At 66.2% G+C, this 16,817-nt stretch carries 11 protein-coding genes and 1 riboswitch; of the genes, 6 read left to right on the top strand and 5 right to left on the bottom strand.

Translation table 11 applies throughout. The features are described 5' to 3' along the window. Positions 1 to 7: 7 nt before the first annotated feature. On the top strand, positions 8 to 1,075 hold the full coding sequence (locus AB5Y98_RS13710; RefSeq protein ID WP_368232094.1) for a sulfate/molybdate ABC transporter ATP-binding protein: 1,068 nt from the start codon (positions 8 to 10) through the stop codon (positions 1,073 to 1,075). Between the two features lie 175 nt (positions 1,076 to 1,250). After that, positions 1,251 to 2,198, top strand: coding sequence for an HTH-type transcriptional regulator Cbl (gene cbl / locus AB5Y98_RS13705; RefSeq protein ID WP_005308577.1), 948 nt, complete (start codon positions 1,251 to 1,253; stop codon positions 2,196 to 2,198). Between the two features lie 82 nt (positions 2,199 to 2,280). Here the strand turns inward: cbl and gbpA are convergent, their stop codons facing one another. Further along, on the bottom strand, positions 2,281 to 3,705 hold the full coding sequence (gene gbpA / locus AB5Y98_RS13700; protein ID WP_139396765.1) for an N-acetylglucosamine-binding protein GbpA: 1,425 nt from the start codon (positions 3,703 to 3,705) through the stop codon (positions 2,281 to 2,283). A gap of 61 nt (positions 3,706 to 3,766) precedes the next feature. Then, a riboswitch (cyclic di-GMP riboswitch) is annotated at positions 3,767 to 3,852 on the bottom strand. 265 nt (positions 3,853 to 4,117) lie between these two features. Next, positions 4,118 to 5,809: a methyl-accepting chemotaxis protein gene (locus tag AB5Y98_RS13695; RefSeq protein WP_368232093.1), complete on the bottom strand. Its 1,692-nt coding sequence runs from the start codon at positions 5,807 to 5,809 to the stop codon at positions 4,118 to 4,120. A 290-nt stretch (positions 5,810 to 6,099) separates the two neighbouring features. Between AB5Y98_RS13695 and AB5Y98_RS13690 the strand changes: the two genes are divergently transcribed. Continuing rightward, positions 6,100 to 7,947, top strand: coding sequence for a M3 family metallopeptidase (locus tag AB5Y98_RS13690; RefSeq protein ID WP_368232091.1), 1,848 nt, complete (start codon positions 6,100 to 6,102; stop codon positions 7,945 to 7,947). 77 nt (positions 7,948 to 8,024) lie between these two features. Then, positions 8,025 to 8,816, top strand: coding sequence for a substrate-binding periplasmic protein (locus AB5Y98_RS13685; protein WP_368232089.1), 792 nt, complete (start codon positions 8,025 to 8,027; stop codon positions 8,814 to 8,816). Positions 8,817 to 8,837: 21 nt separating this feature from the next. Here AB5Y98_RS13685 and AB5Y98_RS13680 read toward each other — a convergent pair whose 3' ends face one another. Then, positions 8,838 to 11,033, bottom strand: a complete 2,196-nt coding sequence (locus AB5Y98_RS13680; RefSeq protein ID WP_368232088.1) for a glycoside hydrolase — start codon at positions 11,031 to 11,033, stop codon at positions 8,838 to 8,840. Positions 11,034 to 11,060: 27 nt separating this feature from the next. Then, positions 11,061 to 11,303 carry a hypothetical protein gene (locus AB5Y98_RS13675; protein WP_368232087.1) on the bottom strand — a complete coding sequence of 81 codons (243 nt, stop codon included), beginning with the start codon at positions 11,301 to 11,303 and terminating at the stop codon, positions 11,061 to 11,063. Between the two features lie 62 nt (positions 11,304 to 11,365). Here AB5Y98_RS13675 and AB5Y98_RS13670 point away from each other — a divergent pair, with 62 nt between their 5' ends. Together AB5Y98_RS13670 and AB5Y98_RS13665 are read left to right on the top strand one after the other, a co-directional pair. Further along, positions 11,366 to 12,028 (top strand): hypothetical protein, encoded by a 663-nt coding sequence (locus tag AB5Y98_RS13670; RefSeq protein WP_368232085.1) that lies wholly within the window; start codon positions 11,366 to 11,368, stop codon positions 12,026 to 12,028. Positions 12,029 to 12,048: 20 nt separating this feature from the next. Beyond that, entirely contained in the window at positions 12,049 to 13,392 is a 1,344-nt protein-coding gene (locus AB5Y98_RS13665) for a zinc-dependent metalloprotease (RefSeq protein ID WP_017765261.1), read from the top strand. A 100-nt stretch (positions 13,393 to 13,492) separates the two neighbouring features. Here AB5Y98_RS13665 and AB5Y98_RS13660 read toward each other — a convergent pair whose 3' ends face one another. Beyond that, positions 13,493 to 16,639, bottom strand: a complete 3,147-nt coding sequence (locus tag AB5Y98_RS13660; RefSeq protein WP_368232083.1) for a S41 family peptidase — start codon at positions 16,637 to 16,639, stop codon at positions 13,493 to 13,495. Between the last annotated feature and the right edge of the window lie 178 nt (positions 16,640 to 16,817).

Below are 16,817 nucleotides of genomic sequence, written 5' to 3'. Positions count from 1 at the left end.
GGCTGCCATGAGCATTCAGGTACAAGGACTCAACAAGCATTTCAACCAGTACGCGGCGCTGGCCGACATCAACCTCGACTTTCACGACGGTGAGCTGGTGGCGCTGCTCGGCCCCTCCGGCTGTGGCAAGACCACTCTGCTGCGGATCATCGCCGGGCTGGAGCAGGCCGACAGCGGCCACGTCATCATCCGCGGCGAGGATGCCTCGGATCTGCACGTGCGCGAGCGCAACGTCGGCTTCGTGTTCCAGCACTACGCCCTGTTTCGCCATATGACGGTGTTCGAGAACGTGGCGTTTGGCCTTAGGGTCAAGCCGCGCCGCGAACGACCGGCCGAGGCGGCGATCCGCGCCCGGGTCAAGGAGCTGCTGGATCTGGTGCAGCTCAGCCATGTGGCCGCGCGCTACCCGACCCAGCTCTCCGGCGGTCAGCGCCAGCGGGTCGCCCTGGCCCGCGCGTTGGCGGTGCAGCCCAAGGTGCTGCTGCTGGACGAGCCCTTCGGCGCCCTCGACGCCCAGGTGCGCAAGGAGCTGCGCCGCTGGCTGCGCGAGCTGCACGACGAGCTGCACGTTACCAGCCTGTTCGTCACCCACGATCAGGAGGAGGCGCTGGAGGTGGCGGATCGGGTGGTGCTGATGAACGCCGGCAGGGTCGAGCAGATCGGCACCCCGGCCGAGGTCTACGACCAGCCTGCCAGCTCCTTCGTGCACAGCTTCCTCGGCAGTGTGAACCTGTTTCGCGGCCGGGTGGCCGGGCAGGGGCTCGGCATCGGCGAGCAGCTACTGGGCGGGCCCATCAGCTCCCAGCTGGCGGAGGGCAGCGCGGCCGTCGCCTATGTGCGTCCCCACGAGCTGGAGATAGTGCCGGCGGATGGGCCGGGCGGCATCAGCGCCACCATCACCCGATTGCTGCCCATGGGGCCGCGCATCCGGGTGGAACTGCGTGGCAATGGGGATACAAACGGTGCACACTTCGAGGCCGAGCTGAGCAAGGAGGCGGCCCGCGCCTTCCACCCGGGCCAGGGGGTGCGGCTGGTGGCCAGACAGGCCCAGCTCTACCCGGATTACCAGATTTGAGCGGCAGGCCCCTGGGGGACCGCGCAGGCAAGCAGCGTGACCAGGGCGGGATCTGCCCACCTGGGTACAACAGGGTCAGTATGGCGGTCAGAGTTCAGGCTCGGGCAGCCAGACAAGATAACAACAAGGCGGCGGGGAGGGCCCCGACCGGCCGGTCAGCGCAGGAGGCGATGAGGTGAATTTTCAGCAGTTGCGAATCATTCGGGAGGCGGCACGGCGGGATTACAACCTGACCGAGGTGGCCAATGCCCTGTTTACCTCCCAGTCCGGGGTCAGCCGCCATATCCGCGAGCTGGAAGAGGAGCTGGGGATCGAGTTGTTCATCCGCTACGGCAAGCGGCTGCTCGGCATGACAGAGCCGGGCAAGGAGCTGCTGGTGATCGCCGAGCGCATCCTCGGGGATGCCGAGAACATCCGCAAGCTGGCCAGCACCTTTGCCAACCGCGACTCGGGCCGGCTGCTGGTGGCGACCACCCACACCCAGGCCCGCTACGCCCTGCCGCGGGTGGTGAAGGCGTTTCGCGAGCAGTTCCCGCTGGTGCAGCTGGAGCTGCGCCAGGGCGGTCCGGAGGAGATAGTGCGGCTGGTGCAGACCGGCGAGGTGGACATCGGCATCAGCAGCGAGCAGCTCGACAAGAGCGAAGGGGTGGTGGCGTTTCCCTACTACCGTTGGCACCACAACATAGTGGTGCCGGAGCAGCATCCGCTCAGTGCCGAGCAGGAGCTGACCCTGGCGGCGCTGGCCCAGTGGCCCATCATCACCTATCAGGCCGGGCTGACCGGGCGGGCGCGGGTGGACGAGGCGTTTGCCGAGGCCGGCATAGCCCCGCAGATCCTGCTGACCGCGCAGGACTCCGACGTCATCAAGACCTATGTCGAGCTGGAGATGGGGGTGGGCATACTGGCGGACATGGCGTTCGACACCCAGCGCGACAAGGGACTGGTGCAGCTGGACGGCAGCCGGTTGTTTGCGCCCCACACCGCCTGGATCGGCCTCAAGCAGGGGCAGTTCCAGCACAACTTCGCCTGGCAGTTCATCCAGCTCTGCAACCCTGAGCTGGCGCTGGCGGACATTCAGGCCCGCGCCATGGGCGGCGAGCCCGCCATCGACTTCCAGATCTGAGCTGTCACAGCAGAGAACACCAGAGAAAACGGGGAGCCAGTAGCTCCCCGTTTTGTTGATGGCGTCATGCTGTGCCTGCGGATCAGTTCACCAGGATCCAGGCATCCTGCCAATTGCTACCGACCCCGGGCTCATACTGGGTGGCGCTGGCCGACCACTGGCTGCACCAGCCGCGATAGGGGAAGGGCTTGCACTGGTAGATCTTGCCGTTCTTGGGCTGCAGCACCTTGGTGCCGTCGGTGTAGGATTTGAGCCCCTCCGGGAAGGTGAACTGGTAGTCACCGCCGGCGGCCGGATCCTTGAGCATCAGGTCCAGGGTCTGCTGCACCGCATCGCCACCGGCCTTGGGTTTGCCCTCGATCACCAGCTGGTGGTGACCGGCGCTGAGCCCGGTGAGCGGCATGGTGAAGCTGTGGCTGCTGTCCTTGATGTCGGCGCTGGTCTGTCCCTTGGCGGCCCCACCGTGATCATACAGGGTGTTGGTCACGGTCAGATCGCCCTCGGCGGCCACGGTAAAGTTGAGGGTCAGCTTGTCCTCGTCGAGCAGGTATTCGCTCTCCAGGCCGCTCACGCTGACGCCGTTGCTCACCGGTGGCTGCTGCTGTTCGAGCTGGATCTCGACCCGCTCCAGCGCGCTGCCGGCCTTGAAGTAGACCGGGTTCTGGCCGTAGACGGGGTTGAACTGGCCTTCACCGCTCTGCTGGCCGGCGCGGATCTGGCTCTGCTCTGCATTGATCTTGCTCGCCAGGGCGTGGGTCCAGTTGTTCTTCTGGCCCTGCTCCGGGCTGGCGATGGTCAGCTCGGTCTGCAGATCGGGGCGTACGCCGTTGGCGTCGAACACCAGGGTTCTGGCCTTGTCGCCGACCGCCAGCTCGGTGGAAGGATAGATGGTGCCGCCTTGGCTCCATTCCAGCGGTGGCTGGGTGCCGCCCTTGAAGTTGGCGTCGATCACGTTATAGAAGCTGTTGCTGGTGTCACCCACTTCCCACACTCCCAGGATCACCTGATAGCCGGTGCGCTCGGGCAGGTTGCACTGGTGGGTGACCTGCTTGGGCGGCTGGGTCATGTTGCCGTCCACCACGCAGAAGGGGGTGAGCTCGAAGGCGGCGCGAGTCAGCGGCTGGTTCGGGTTCCAGTCCTGCTTGGTGAGGTAGTAGCGCCAGTTGCGGGTGACGTGGTTGGCGGTGAAGGTCCAGCTGATTGCGAAGGGGCCGGCCTGTACCTCGCGGCGGGTCCAGCGGTCGCTGGTCTGGGCGTTCAGCTCGCCCCAGCTGGCGCTGCCGGCCGAGGCGATCTGGCCGTCGGCAGGGCCACCATTCGGGAAGCCGGAGGGGCCTTCCACGCTCTGGGGTTCCCATTGCACCGCGCCGCACTGGCTGTTGCCGCCGGTCTTGCACAGGTAGTTGCGCGATTCCGGCTGGCTGATGTAGCCGTGGGCGAGCACGCTGCCACTGACCAGCAGGGCCAGGGTTGCAGCGACGTGATTGAGTTGAATTTTTGCTGCCATACATTCCTCTGTTCGACAGATGTGGGCAGTCAAGTTGGCAGGGGTGTTCCCCGAAACACTGTGTGGCAACCCCGCTATCCTGGACGACATGTCTTTAGACCGGAGGCTTTGCGTCCTGGCCTTTCAACCAGTTTGCCAAATGACTACATAAAGGGTCATGGTGTCGCGTTTGGCGACAACTCATCATGACTATTTTTGATTAAATAATTAAGTGTAAATCTTTACAGCTTGACCTCATCGGAGTAGAGCAAACACTTAACTTTCTGTTTTTAAATGGCTATTAACTCGGCGTCACGGCATCAAGTTCGTCGAACAGGTCGACAAGATGCAAATATTTGGCATTTTTTCGCAATGAAAAACGCCCCCGCCAGCCGATCTGGCGGGGGCGTGCGCTGCGACAAGCCAGGACGGATCAGTGGCGGATGCGCGGGCGATCCTCCTGCCGCGGCGGTTGCGGCATCCGTGGCTGGGTTGCCGGTTGGTGGCTGGTCGAGCCCAGTTTGAACAGGGCCAGCCGCTCGTCCAGGCTGCGGGAGAGTCCTGCCAGCAGCTCGCTCTCCTGAGCCAGCTGGGAGGCGGACTGGGACATCTCCAGCGCCGAGTCGTTGATGCCGCTGACGTTGCGGTTCATGTCCTCCGCCACCATGCTCTGCTGCTCCGCCGCGGTGGCGATCTGGGTCGCCATGTCGCTGACGTGCTGGATGTGGTTGACGATGAGGGAGAGATCCTGGCCTGCCTTCTCCGACTGGCCGACGCTGCTCTCCGCCAGCTTGCGGCTGGCGTCCATGGCGTCGGCCGCACTCACCGCCCGCTGCTGCAGCTGGGCTATGGTGCTCTGGATCTCCTCGGTGGACTGGCGGGTGCGGCTCGCCAGTTGGCGAACCTCGTCGGCCACCACGGCAAAGCCGCGGCCCTGCTCGCCGGCGCGGGCCGCCTCGATGGCGGCGTTGAGGGCCAGCAGGTTGGTCTGCTCCGAGATGGCGCTGATGACCGCCGTCACCTCGCTTATCTGCATCACCCCCTCCTTGAGCTGGTTGACCTGCAGGGTGGCCTGCTCCACCTCGCTGGCCAGCGCCTGGATGCCGTGCACGCTGGCGTGCACGTCCCGGTTGCCGAGGCCGGCCTCGCTGGTGGCATCCTGGGTGTCGCGGGCGGTGTTCTCGGCGTGGCCGGCCACGTCGGCGATGGTGGCGCTCATCTCGTTCATGGCGGTGGCGAGCTGGGCCAGCTGATCCCGCTGGCTGTTGACCGCCTGGTTGGTCTGCTCGGCGGAGGCGGCGATGCGCAGGGCGGCATCAGCCACGTTGCCGGCCCCCTGGCTTGCCTCCAGCAGGGCGTGCCGGATGGCGCTGAGCCCCTGGTTGGTGCAGCTGGCGACGGCCCCCAGCTCGTCCTTGCCGTGCACCGGGATGCTCACCACCAGATCGCCGGCGGCCACCAGCTGCATGGCCCGGTTGATCTCGGCCAGCGGGTTGACGATGGAGCGGCTGATGGCAAAGCCCAGCAGCCCCATCAGCAGGGTCACCAGCAGGGTGGCGCCCCCCATCAGCTGGTACTGGGACCAGATGGTGGCCTGGATGTCCTGCAGCAGTACGCCGGAGCCGAGGATCCAGCCCCAGGGCTGATAGCCGGCCACCAGCGACAGTTTCTGGGCCGATTCGCCGGAGGGGGAGACCCACTGGTACTCCAGCCGACCCTGCTGACCCCCTCTGCCGAGATCCACCATCCGCTGCCAGTGCGCGCCGGCGGTGGCGGATCCGCTCTCGCCCATCTGCTGGCCGACCAGCTCGGGCCGGACGGGGTGCACCAGCATCCGGCGGTTTTCGTCCAGCACGAACAGGTAGTTGTCACCGTCAAAGCGCATGCTGTTGAGCATGGCCCTGGCCTCGGCCTGCGCCTGCGGGGCGGGCAGGGTGGCGGCCAGCGCCTGGATCCGGCTCATGGCCAGATCCAGCACGGCCTGCAGCCTGGCTTCCCGTTCACTCATCAGATTGCGCTGCAGGGCACTGGCGGAGATGAGCAGCAGTGCGATGAAGCCGACCAGCGCCAGTGAGAGCAACAGCATCAATTTGCGGCTCACGGCAATATCACCGAGCTTGAACATAGTCTCTTCCTTAACTTTCCCATGCGGGTCTGGTGGTGACCAGTCTGTCGGCTGGCCCTGATTATTTTTCATTTAACATTTAATTAACTTTCAAAGGCTTGGCGCGACAGCACGCCAATTGAGAAGTTTGACACCAGTATAGCCAGCAGACAGAAACCCTCGCTTTTGGTAGCGTGTTCGCGCGCATCCCGGCGCACCATTTGCCGGATTATTTGCAGAAAATGTGAATGAGTCGGCATTTCACCAAAAAGGAGTGGGCACCCGTGCTGCCCCATAACAAGAGGGAATTTATGAGTTCCATTGCCAGGAATTATCTCAACCAGCTCAACGCCGACTACCTGCAGGTGCACAGGCGCAAGGAGGATCTGTTCTGGTCCACCTACATGGGCACCAGCGACGATCAGGCCGGTTTCACCGCCGCCGAGCAGGCTTACAAGGCGTTTTGCGCCGACCCGGCGCGCTTGCCGGTGCTGCGGGAGATGCATGCCATGGCCGAGGAGACCGAGCTCAAGCGCGGTCTGGCAGGCTGGATCGCTTTCTTTGAATGCAACGTCATCGAGGCGCCGGCCGCTGCCGCCCTGATGGACGAGCTGGTGGCCGCCGAGGCGGCGCTGTTCGCCCGCCGTCGGGAGCTGAAGCTGACCTTGTTGGACGAGCAGGGCCGCGAGGTGGCAGGCAGTCTGCCCGCCGCCAGCACGGCATTGGCCGCCAGTAGCAACGAAGTGGTGCGCCAGAGCGCGCTCGCCATGTTCCACACCCTGGAGAACTGGGTGGTCGACAACGGCTATCTGGCCATAGTCGCGCTGCGCAACCGCTTCGCCCGGGCCATGGGGTATCGCGACTACTTCGACTACAAGGTGCACAAGAACGAGCAGATGAGCCCGGCGCAGCTGTTCGCCATCCTCGACGACTTCATCGCCGGCACCGAGCAGCGGCTGCACCAGAGCCTGGCCGAGCTGAAAGCGGCCAAGGGGGAGGCGGCTCTACTGCCCCACAACCTGCGTTACAGCGTGAGTGGCGACGTGACCCGCCAGCTCGACCCCTATGTGCCCTTCTCCCGCGCCTTGCAGGATTGGGTCGAGAGCTTCCGCCGCCTCGGCATCCAGTACCGTGGCGCCAGCCTCACTCTGGATCTGCTGACCCGGGAGGGGAAATACGAGAACGGCTTCTGCCACGGCCCGGTGCCGAGCTTCTGGCAGGAGGGGGAGTGGGTGCCGGCGGTGGTCAACTTCACCAGCCTGGCCGACCCGGCCCAGGTGGGCAGCGGCTGGAGCGGGCTCAACACCCTGTTCCACGAGGGGGGCCATGCGGCGCACTTTGCCAACGTCACCGGCAACGCCCCCTGCTTCTCCCAGGAGTTCCCGCCCACCTCCATGGCCTATGCCGAGACCCAGTCCATGTTCTGTGACAGCCTGCTGGATGACGCGGACTGGCTCAAGCGCTACGCCAGAAATGCGGCGGGGGAGCCGATCCCGGATGCGCTGATCAAGGCGATGATCGAGGCGCGCCAGCCGTTTCGTGCCTTCAACGAGCGCCAGATCGCGCTGGTGGCCTACTTCGAGCGGGATCTCTACGCCATGGACGAGGCCGAACGTACCCCGGCTGCCGTGCTGGCGCTGGCCCGCCGCTGGGAGCGCCAGATCCTGGGGGTGGAGAGCCCGCGTCCGCTGCTGGCCATCCCGCACCTGCTCAACCAGGAGTCGGCCTGTGCCTACCACGGCTACCTGCTGGCGCTGATGGCGGTGGAGCAGACCCGCGCCTACTTCCTGAAGCGCGACGGCTACCTCACCGACAACCCGCGCATCGGGCCGGATCTGGCCGCCCACTACTGGGGGCCGGGCAACGGCATGACCCATGACGAGACCCTGCGCAGTCTGACCGGCAAGGGCTTCAGCGCCGGCCCGCTGGCTGCGGTGTGCAACCAGAGCGTGGCCGAGGCGTGGCAGCAGGCCGAGGCTTGCATGGCGGCGGCCCGTCAGCGTCCGCCGGCCGGCGAGGGGGCACCGCTCGATGCCCGCATTCGGGTAGTTCACGGCGACCAGCTTATCGCCGACAATAGCGACTCAGAGGAAGCCATGCTGGCCGGCTTCGAACGCTGGATCCGCCACCACTACCAGGAGGCGGCCACCAGTCACTGAGGCGCAAGCCGGTGAACATGCGTTATGTCAGACCCCTGCCGCGGCAGGGGTCTGTTTTTCATGGGAAGGAGTCGAGGGTGGGAACAACAGTGCGGTGGAGGTGGCTGCTGGCCACGCTGCTGCTGACGGGGTCGCTGGCGCAGCCGGCCCGGGCTCTGCAGGCGCTGACCGAGCAGATGCCCCCTTACAACTACCAGCTGGCCGGCCAGCCGGTGAGCGGTTTCTCGGTGGATCTGTTGCACGCCCTGCTGGCGCGCAGCGGCCTGGCGCTGCGCGGCGACATCCAGCTGCTGCCCTGGGCGCGGGCCTATCAGAATGCCCGCTATCGGGCGGGCAGCATCCTCTTCTCGGTGGCGCGCACCCCGGAGCGGGAGCACCAGTTCCAGTGGGTGGGGCCGGTCGGGCCGCGCACCATCAGGGTGTGGCGGCTGAGCTCGCGCACCGACATCCAGCCCCGCAGCCTGCAGGAGGCGAGCGACTACCGGATCGCCGTGGTACGCAACTCTGCCTCGGCCCAGCAGCTGATCCGCCAGGGGCTGGCGCCGGTCAGCGTCAACAGCGAGGAGGACAAGTTCCGCATGCTGCTGCGCGGCCGGGTGGAGCTGGTGACGGCGCTGGATCTGGGGGCGGCCTTCCACATGCACCAGCTGGGGCACGGCTTCGAGGCGCTCACCCCGCTGTTCGTCTATGACGACAGCGAGCAGTACTACTTTGCCCTCAACCTGGCGACGGAGCCGGCCAAGGTGCAGGCCCTGCAGCAGGCCCTCGACCAGATGCGCCAGGATGGCTCGCTGGAGACCCTGCGCCGGCGCTGGCTCAACCTCCATTCGCAGCCCACCGTCTCGCTCGGCGGGGCTGCTCCCTTCTGATCCCCCGTCACCCCGCCGGGCCTAGCCCTGGATCTTCAGCACGCTGACCGGTTTGCCCTTGAGCGCCACCAGCAGCTGCCGGCCCGCCAGCTTGTGGCCGTCGATCATGATGGAGTTGTGGCTGAAGTTGGCCACCAGCCGGCTGCCGTCGGAGAAGCGGGTCTCCTGCACCCGGCCCACCCCGTCACGCCAGCGAAAGCCCACCAGCGCCTTGTCCCACAGCGCCTCGTGCAGCGGGGCGAACTGCTCGCTCAGCCGGGTCAGCTCCGGCAGGCGACTGGCCAGCGTGCTGCGGCTCAGGTTGACCAGCGGCGGGGTGTTGTAGAGCAGGCCGAGCAGGGCGCGCTCCTCCTTGATGCCGGGGAATTTCAGGTTGTCCAGCAGCCAGTGGTGGCTGTTGAGCACGGAGTCGTGGAACACCGCCTGATAGAGGGGCAGCCGATCCGCCGGATTGAACACCGTCTTCAGGTAGCGCGGCTTGAGCCGGGCGGGCTGGAAGAAGACTTGCGGCGCTTCGTCCGGCCACCACTTGCCGAGGTAGTAGGGGGACTTGGCCTGCTTGCGCATGGCGGCATCCTCCCAGCCAAAGCCCCAGCTCTGGATACCGTGGGCAAACAGCAGCGGCTTGCTGGTGAGGGCGTTGCCATCCTCCGAGCCCAGCACCATGCCGAGGTGCTCCCCCACCCAGCTCATGCGGGCGTTGCGGTCGGCGACCATGGCCTGACTGCCCTGCTGGTGGGCCGGGTTGTAGTCGTTGGAGGCCATGGCGGTGCCATCCACGTCGAGGAACAGGCTGTTGATGCCGCTGGCCTTGGCCAGCTCGCTCATGCGCCCCTTGGCAAAGGGCAGGGTGCAGCCGGGGTTGAGATAGACCCCCTCGCCGCCAAAGCCCGGCTTGGGCTTGCCGTTGGCCTCGACGATGGCGCAGCGCTTGCCGATCTCCGGCGGCAGCTGGGCGGTGAGCCAGCTGTCGTTGGTGCCGGGCGCGATGGCGGTGTCGTAGGAGTCATAGCTGCCCACCAGATAGCCCTGGCGCTGGGCGGCGGTGAGGGCATAGCCCTGCTGCAGGGCCGCCGTCCACTGCGGGGTGCCGAGCCACAGCTTGCGCAGTCCCGCCTGCTGCAGTGCCTCGATCACCGGCAGCGACAGCCCCTGGCCCCAGCGCTCCTGAGGCACCAGCAGATCCCCCAGCTGACCCTTGACCCACTGCTGGCGCAGGGCCAGCACCTTGCTCTGGGCCTGCGGGCCCTGCTGGGCAGGCAGCGGCAGCTGGCTGGCAATCAGCCGGTTGAGGCCGGCCATGATCAGGCTCTGCTGCCAGATCTCGGGATGGGCGGCGGCCAGCGCCTCCCGCTCCTCGGCATTGAAGATCTGCAGCCACTCTGGCTTTTGCTGCAATCTGGTCTGCAGAGCGGGCCACGCCTTCACGTCCTGCCGATCGAGCAGGGCATCCCCCCACAGGTAGACATGGCTGGCGCCGATCAGTCGCCGGCCGGCCGGGACGCGGGCAATCTTGTCGGCCAGGGATAGCCAGGCCCCCTCGCTCTGCAGCCACGCCCGGTAGCGGCGCGCCCCCGCCAGCCAGTCATCCCCCACGCTCAGCCGCACCACCATGGGCGCCTGAGCGTTGAAGCTGTTGAACTCGTGGCTGGCGCTCAGCTGCAGCCGGCCCCCCTGGCGGCTGAACTTGAGCCGGTTGTCGTAGGGGCTCTGCAGGATCCAGCTGTAGGTCTGCTTGCCCGCATCCTGGCTCCAGAGCGGCAGCTTGAGGTCGTAGTGGGTGTTGAGCTCGGCCAGCTCGTCGCCGACATAGCCGAGCCAGTCGCTGTCGCGCACCGAGAAGCGGCTGCCCTCGCCGATGGCGAGGGAGAGGTGGGTCTGGTTTCTCGGCAGGCTGTACCAGGTCAGCTGACGGGGACTGTCGCTGGCAAGCGTCAGCAGCAGGTCGTCGCCATCCAGCCTGACCTCCACCCTGGCCTCCTGGGCGGGCCAGCGCCAGCTGGCCTGCTGGTCATCCTGCTGCAGCTGATCGACCTGGCGGGCGGGCTGGCCCGCGCTGACCGGGATCCGGTTCACCGCAATGGCCAGGGTATCGGGATCGATGCTGTAACTTTGAGTCCCGCCTTGCAGGGTCAGAGGGGCGGCGGCGAGCGGCGCCGCCAGCCATGAAATTGCCAGCCAGCCCAGTGCTGGCGCCGTTATCCGCAAACCGTTCATGCAACATCCTTGACCTGATCAATGCCATCAGGGTACGCCGCAGCCCGCCTCCCGGTACAGCCAAATTTGTTTAACCCATATGGGGTGAATGGCCTCATGCCAGCCCTTTTCGGGGCCATTTTTATGCAGCAAAAAAGCATCATTCGAACCCTTCCTCAGCCCCCGCCAGCGCTGGCTTTGTCGACTCAAATGGATGTAGCCAAACACCAGCGTCGATTTTTCAGACGCCCCATATAGGGGGGTGCCAGCCTTGTCGCCAGTTTCTAGCATGCCCCCTCACTTTGAATGCAATTCATTGTTTTATAAGGATTGTTTTTGACTGGAGTATCAGTATGAAGAGAGTGAAATGGGGGCTTGGGCTGGCGTTGTGCGCCCTCTTGGCCGGGGTGATCGGCTGGTGGCTGTGGCCGCAGCCGCTGGCGCCCGGCGCAATGACGGCAGGGGATGAGGCGCGTGCGGCAGAGTCGGCCCCGCTGGCGGAGCTGACGCCACTCGCCGCCATGCCGGTACCCGCGCTCAAGCCGGCGCCGGTCACGCCCCCCGCCAAGCCGGATCGGCTGCGGGAAGATGGCAGCCAGCAGCTGGAGACCCCCTGGCAGGCGGCCGAGGTGGATGCGGACTTTCCGCTGGCGGAGCCCGGCGATGCGGTCGAGCAACCCCAGCCGATCGCCCTGCAGGGCAGCGATCTGGAGCGGGCCCAGGTGGGTGACAGCGTAGCCCTGCCGCTGCCGGATGGCAGCACCCTGCAGGCCAGGGTGACCAAGGTCGAGCTGCAGCGGGGCGGGGAGCGCAACTGGCAAGGGGAGATTCGGGTCGAGGGTGACAGCTATCCGGTCAATTTCACCGTCGGCAAGCAAGCGACTTTCGGGTTCATCGGCACGCCGCAAGGCAGTTACTCCGTCGAGACCCTGGGAGGCAAGGGCTGGGTTTACAAGAACCCGCCGCTGGATCTGGGTCATGGCGGCGATGACGCCCTGATCCCGACTCACCAATAACAACATAAAAGGAAGATCACATGCAGAAAACTACCTTGGGGATCATGATTGCGGGATTGCTCGGGGCGACCCCCGTGCTGGCGGAAACCATCGACCTGATGGTGCTGCACAGCCCGGGGCTGGCGGCCCGCTATCAGGGGGATGCGCAGACCCGGATCCAGCACATGATCAACGTCACCAACCAGATCTATGCCGCCAGCGGCCTGGATCTGACGGTGCGGAGCGTGCACGACCAGCAGGTCAATTACCCGGATGGCGGCACCGACGAATCCGCGCTCAACGCGGTGACCTACCAGCAGGATCCGGCTTTCAAGCAGGTACCGACCCTGCGCACCCGTTATGGCGCCGACATGGTGGTGCTGATGCGCCCCCAGACCGGTGACCACGGCAGCTGCGGGCTGGCCTGGGTTGGTGGTTCCGCGACCTATAGCGATGGCCGCAAGGCGTATGCCGACGGGGATGTCTCCCAGGATGCCGGCAGCATGTTCAGCCATGTCACGGCCACCGGCTGTGGCGACGTGGTGCTGGCACACGAGCTGGGTCACAACATGGGGCTCAACCACTCCCGCCTGCAAGATGGCACGGGGGGCACTTACCACTATGCGCTGGGACACGGGGTGCGGGGTTCCTTCGCCACCGTGATGGCCTATCCCTCCAGCTTCGGGGTCTACAGCCACGAGTACAAGTTCTCCAGCCCGGACCTGGTCTGCAAGGGGCAGCCGTGCGGCGTGGATTACCGGGATCAGGCCAACGGGGCCGATGCGGTGCGGGCGCTGAAGGTGACCACGCCGCAGATCGCCGCCTTCTACCCCACCATGGTGACGGAAGCGCTGCCGGATCTGGGCGAGCTGGAACGCTCCCTCGAAACCCGGCGCCAGGACCTGGCGGCGGCCCAGGAGCACTACAGCCAGCAGGTGGCGGCCAGAACCGCCCTGCAGGATCGCCAGCAGACGCTCAAGGGCAACTTTGATCGCTACCAGCGCGAGCTGAACCAGCTGAACCAGCGCAACCGCCAGACGGTGCAGGAGATCAACCGGCTGGTGCGCGAGTACAACAGCTACAGCGGCAGCTACGGCCCGGAAGAGTATCGCCGGATCCGCGCCATCCAGGCTGGCCTGAGCACCCGCATCGATCAGCTGCACGATGAGAACAACGCCATCATTCGCCAGTCCAACGAGATCAGCCAGCGCTACCAGGCCGAGGTGAAGGAGTACAACGGCAGCTGGGATCGCTACAACCAGCTGGTGGCAGCGGTGAAGAGCGCCGACGGCAAGGTGGACGAGGCGCGCCGTGAGCTGGAGCTGGCCGAGCACAGGTATCAGCTGGCGCTGGCCCGCCAGCCGGCCGAGACGCAGCCGGCCTGATGCATCAAGGGCGCCCCGCAACAGGCGGGGCGCCCTTGATGTCTGTCTGTCAAAGGAGCCGACCGGGCAAGCCCGGCCGGCTCCTCTTTTTATGGCGGGCTTATCTGGCCGCCGGTAGCTGGGCGAGGGCGGCCTGCACCGCGGCTGCCAGCTGGGGATCGCGCCCCGCCACCATGTCGGCCGGGGTCAGCGCCACCTGCACGTCCGGGATCAGCTCCTGGTTCTCGTACAGGGTGCCGTCGGGGTTGCGCAGCCCCAGGGTCGGGATGCCGTAGGCGAGGCCCGGGATCAGCCTGGAGGTGTGGCCGTATACCATGGTGCCGGTGCCCGGCACTGGCTCACCGACGATGGGGCCCACCTTGAGGGTGCGGTAGTACTGGGGAAAGGCCGAGCCTTCCGAGTAGCTGCCCGCATTGACCAGCACCACCGAGGGCTTGGTCCACTGGCGGGTTGCGGCGTCCGTCTCACCCTTGCCAAGGCGCGGCCAGCTGCTGGCCATGCCCTGGGCGCTGCCGCTGCCGGTCAGGAACTCCACCAGGGTGTTGGCCAGATAACCCCCTTTGTTGAAGCGCACGTCGACGATCAGCGCCTCGCGGTTGCGTTGGCGACCGAGAGCGTCGGCCACCACCTCCTCATAGACGGCGCTGCTCATCTCCGGCAGATAGACGTAGCCGACCCGCCCCTGACTCAACTGTTCCACCTGGTTGCGGCGCTTGGCGACCCAGCCGTCGAGCTGCAGCTGATACTCCTGCTGCTGGTCGATGGCGGTGACCTCCAGCTGGTGCGGCTCCTTGGCCCCCTTGGGCAGCAGGGTGAGGGCCAGCCGTTGGCCGGCCTGATGGTTGAGCAGGGCATCCAGCTCGTTGAGGCTGTGCAGCTCGGTGCCGTTGATGGCCAGCAGGCGGGCGCCCGGCGCCAGATCCGTCTCCTGCTCCAGCGGGCCGCCGGCCAGCAGGGCGGCCAGCTCGACCGCTCCCTGCCGCTCGCGCCAGTAGCCGCCGAGGCTGGCGGTGTCGTCCGGCATGCGCTGGGAGGAGTCGGGGACGCTGCCCCAGGTGTGAGAAACATTGAGCTCGCCGGCCAGCTCCGCCAGCAGGTTGCCGAAGTCACGCTCGTTGCTGATGCCGGGCAGCAGGCGGCGATAGGCGGCCACGTAGCCGTCCCAGTCCACCCCGTTCATGTCGGCCCGGTAGAATTCGTCCCGGGTGAGGCGGGTGATCTGGTCGAAGGCGGCGTTCATCCGATCCTGCCAGCTGGCGGTGATCAGCAGATTGAAGGGGTGGCTGCTGGCCTCGCCGGAGCGGGTATCGATGAGGGCGATCTCCCCCTCCCGCACCAGGGTGGCGAGGCTGGCATCCTGGTTGAGGCTGGCCAGCGCCGGCCCCGGCTGCTCGGCAAACAGCAGCTTGGTCTCGCCCTTGCGCAGATCCCGGGCGTAACCCTTGATCTCGCTCTCGCCGTTGGCCCCGCTGGTCTCCACCAGATAGACCAGGTGATCGTCGACGATGCGGCTGGCGAGAACGGTGCCTTCTGGCTGCAACTGCAGCGCCTCCCGGTGTGCCAGCCGGTCGGTTTCGAAGCCGTAGCCCGCCTTGGGCGGTGCCTGTTCGGCAAGGAAATCGCTTCTGGCGGCGCGGCTGCTGTAGAGGCCGAGCAGGCTGCTGCCGAGGGGCTCGCCATCGGCCCCCAGCACGCCGTACTTGGTGGACTGCCAGTAGAGGATGCCGCCATCCTGACTCCAGGCCGGCTCACCATCCCGATAGCCGTTGAGGCTGACGTTGACCGGCTTGGCCTTGGCATCCCGGGTGTCGATGACGGCGATCTCCTGCTGGCTGGAGTCGGGCTGCACGGTCAGCGCCAGGTGGCGCGAGTCGGGGGCAAAGGCCAGCTCCACCGCATGGCGGGAGGGGTTGAACTCGGCGGCGACCAGCTGGCGCTGCTTGCCGCTGGCCAAGTCCAGCAGGTGCACGGCCTGGCCATCCACCACGAAGGCGAGCTGCTTGCCGTCGGGGGAGAGGGTCGGCACGCTGATGGCGGCGCCCGGGATGGCCAGCAGCTTCTCCTCGATCAGGGTGCCGGGGGCGCTGAACAGGGTGTCAGGCTGCTCCTTCTTGAGGCGATACAACGCCGCCGGCCCCTCCTGTTCGGAGAGGTAGATGAGCTCTTGCTCTTTATCCAGATAGCGCGGCGCCGACTGTTCGCTGGGATGGCGGGTGAGCTGGCGTACCCGCTCGCGCCGGGTGTCGACTGCGTAGAGATCCCCCTGGCTGACCAGGATCACCTCTTCCCCATCCTGGCGGGCGATGGCCTCGTCGATGGGGCCGGGCTGCCAGCTCTGTTCGGCCGGCACCTTGGCGAACAGCGGCTGGATGGCGAGCTTGCGCGGGGTGTCGCTACCGGCATCGAGGCGGTAGAGCTCTCCCTGCCAGGACCAGACCAGATCCCCCTGGCGGGAGGCACTGAGGCCGCGTACCGGGTGACCCTTGAAGTGGGTGAGCTGGCGATCCTGGCCGCTGGTCAGATCCCGTAGCCAGACGTTGAAATCGCCGCTGCGCTCGCTCAGGTAGTAAAGCTGCTTGCCCTGCTCATCCCAGACCGGATCGCTGGCGGCAACCCTGTCTTCGGTCAGCTGGCGATGCTGCTTGCCGTCGAACAGCCACAGACGGGAGACGGCGAACGAGTGCTGATGCTTGCGAAACGGCTGATCCATGCCCGGCATCTGGTAGGCCAGCTGGTTGCCGTGGGGGCGGGCCAGGGTGGCGGGCAGGGGCTGGGCCGGGGTCAGCGGGCCGCCGGTAACCGGCGTCCAGTAGAGGTTGCTGGCCCGATACCCCTCCGCCACGAAGTGATCGGCGTCGGGGTTGGTCAGGCGCTGGCTGCTCAGCAACAGCTGTTTGCCGTCGGCGCTGAAGGCCTGGGGCAGATCGGGGCGCGAGTCGCGGGTCAGCCGCACCATCTCGCCGCCGCGACTCGGCACCACGAACACGTCTTCGTTGCCGCAGAGGTTGGCGGCAAAGGTTATGAGCTTGCCATCCGGCGACCAGAGCGGGCGCTGGCTCAGATAGCTACCGTCGGTGAGGGGCACGGCGGGGCCGCCATCCCCCGCGCTCAGGTAGATGCGACCCTGCCAGGTGAAGGCAAGTTGCTTGCCGTCGGGGGAGAGGGCGGGCTCGCGCAGCCAGAGTGGCTCGGCCGCCTGCAGGGGGGAGCAGATCAGCAAGAGCAGCAGGGATAGTCGGTATCGCATCGTGAGGTTCCTGAGAGGTGAAAAGCGCCTTATCTTCCCCCAATGTCCCGCCCGGGACTATCCCGAGATAGGGGGGTTATCCCGTTGTTTTGGCAGTTAATTGTAACAATCTATAAAAGATGGCGCGGGATATGTTTCTCTGGATATATTGAGTATTGATGGCGATCCAATATGATGG

Source organism: Aeromonas sp. s3, assembly GCF_040907805.1.
GTDB lineage: Bacteria > Pseudomonadota > Gammaproteobacteria > Enterobacterales > Aeromonadaceae > Aeromonas > Aeromonas dhakensis.
Note: the sequence above shows the minus strand (reverse complement) of the source record. Positions and strands in the feature narration are given on the sequence as shown.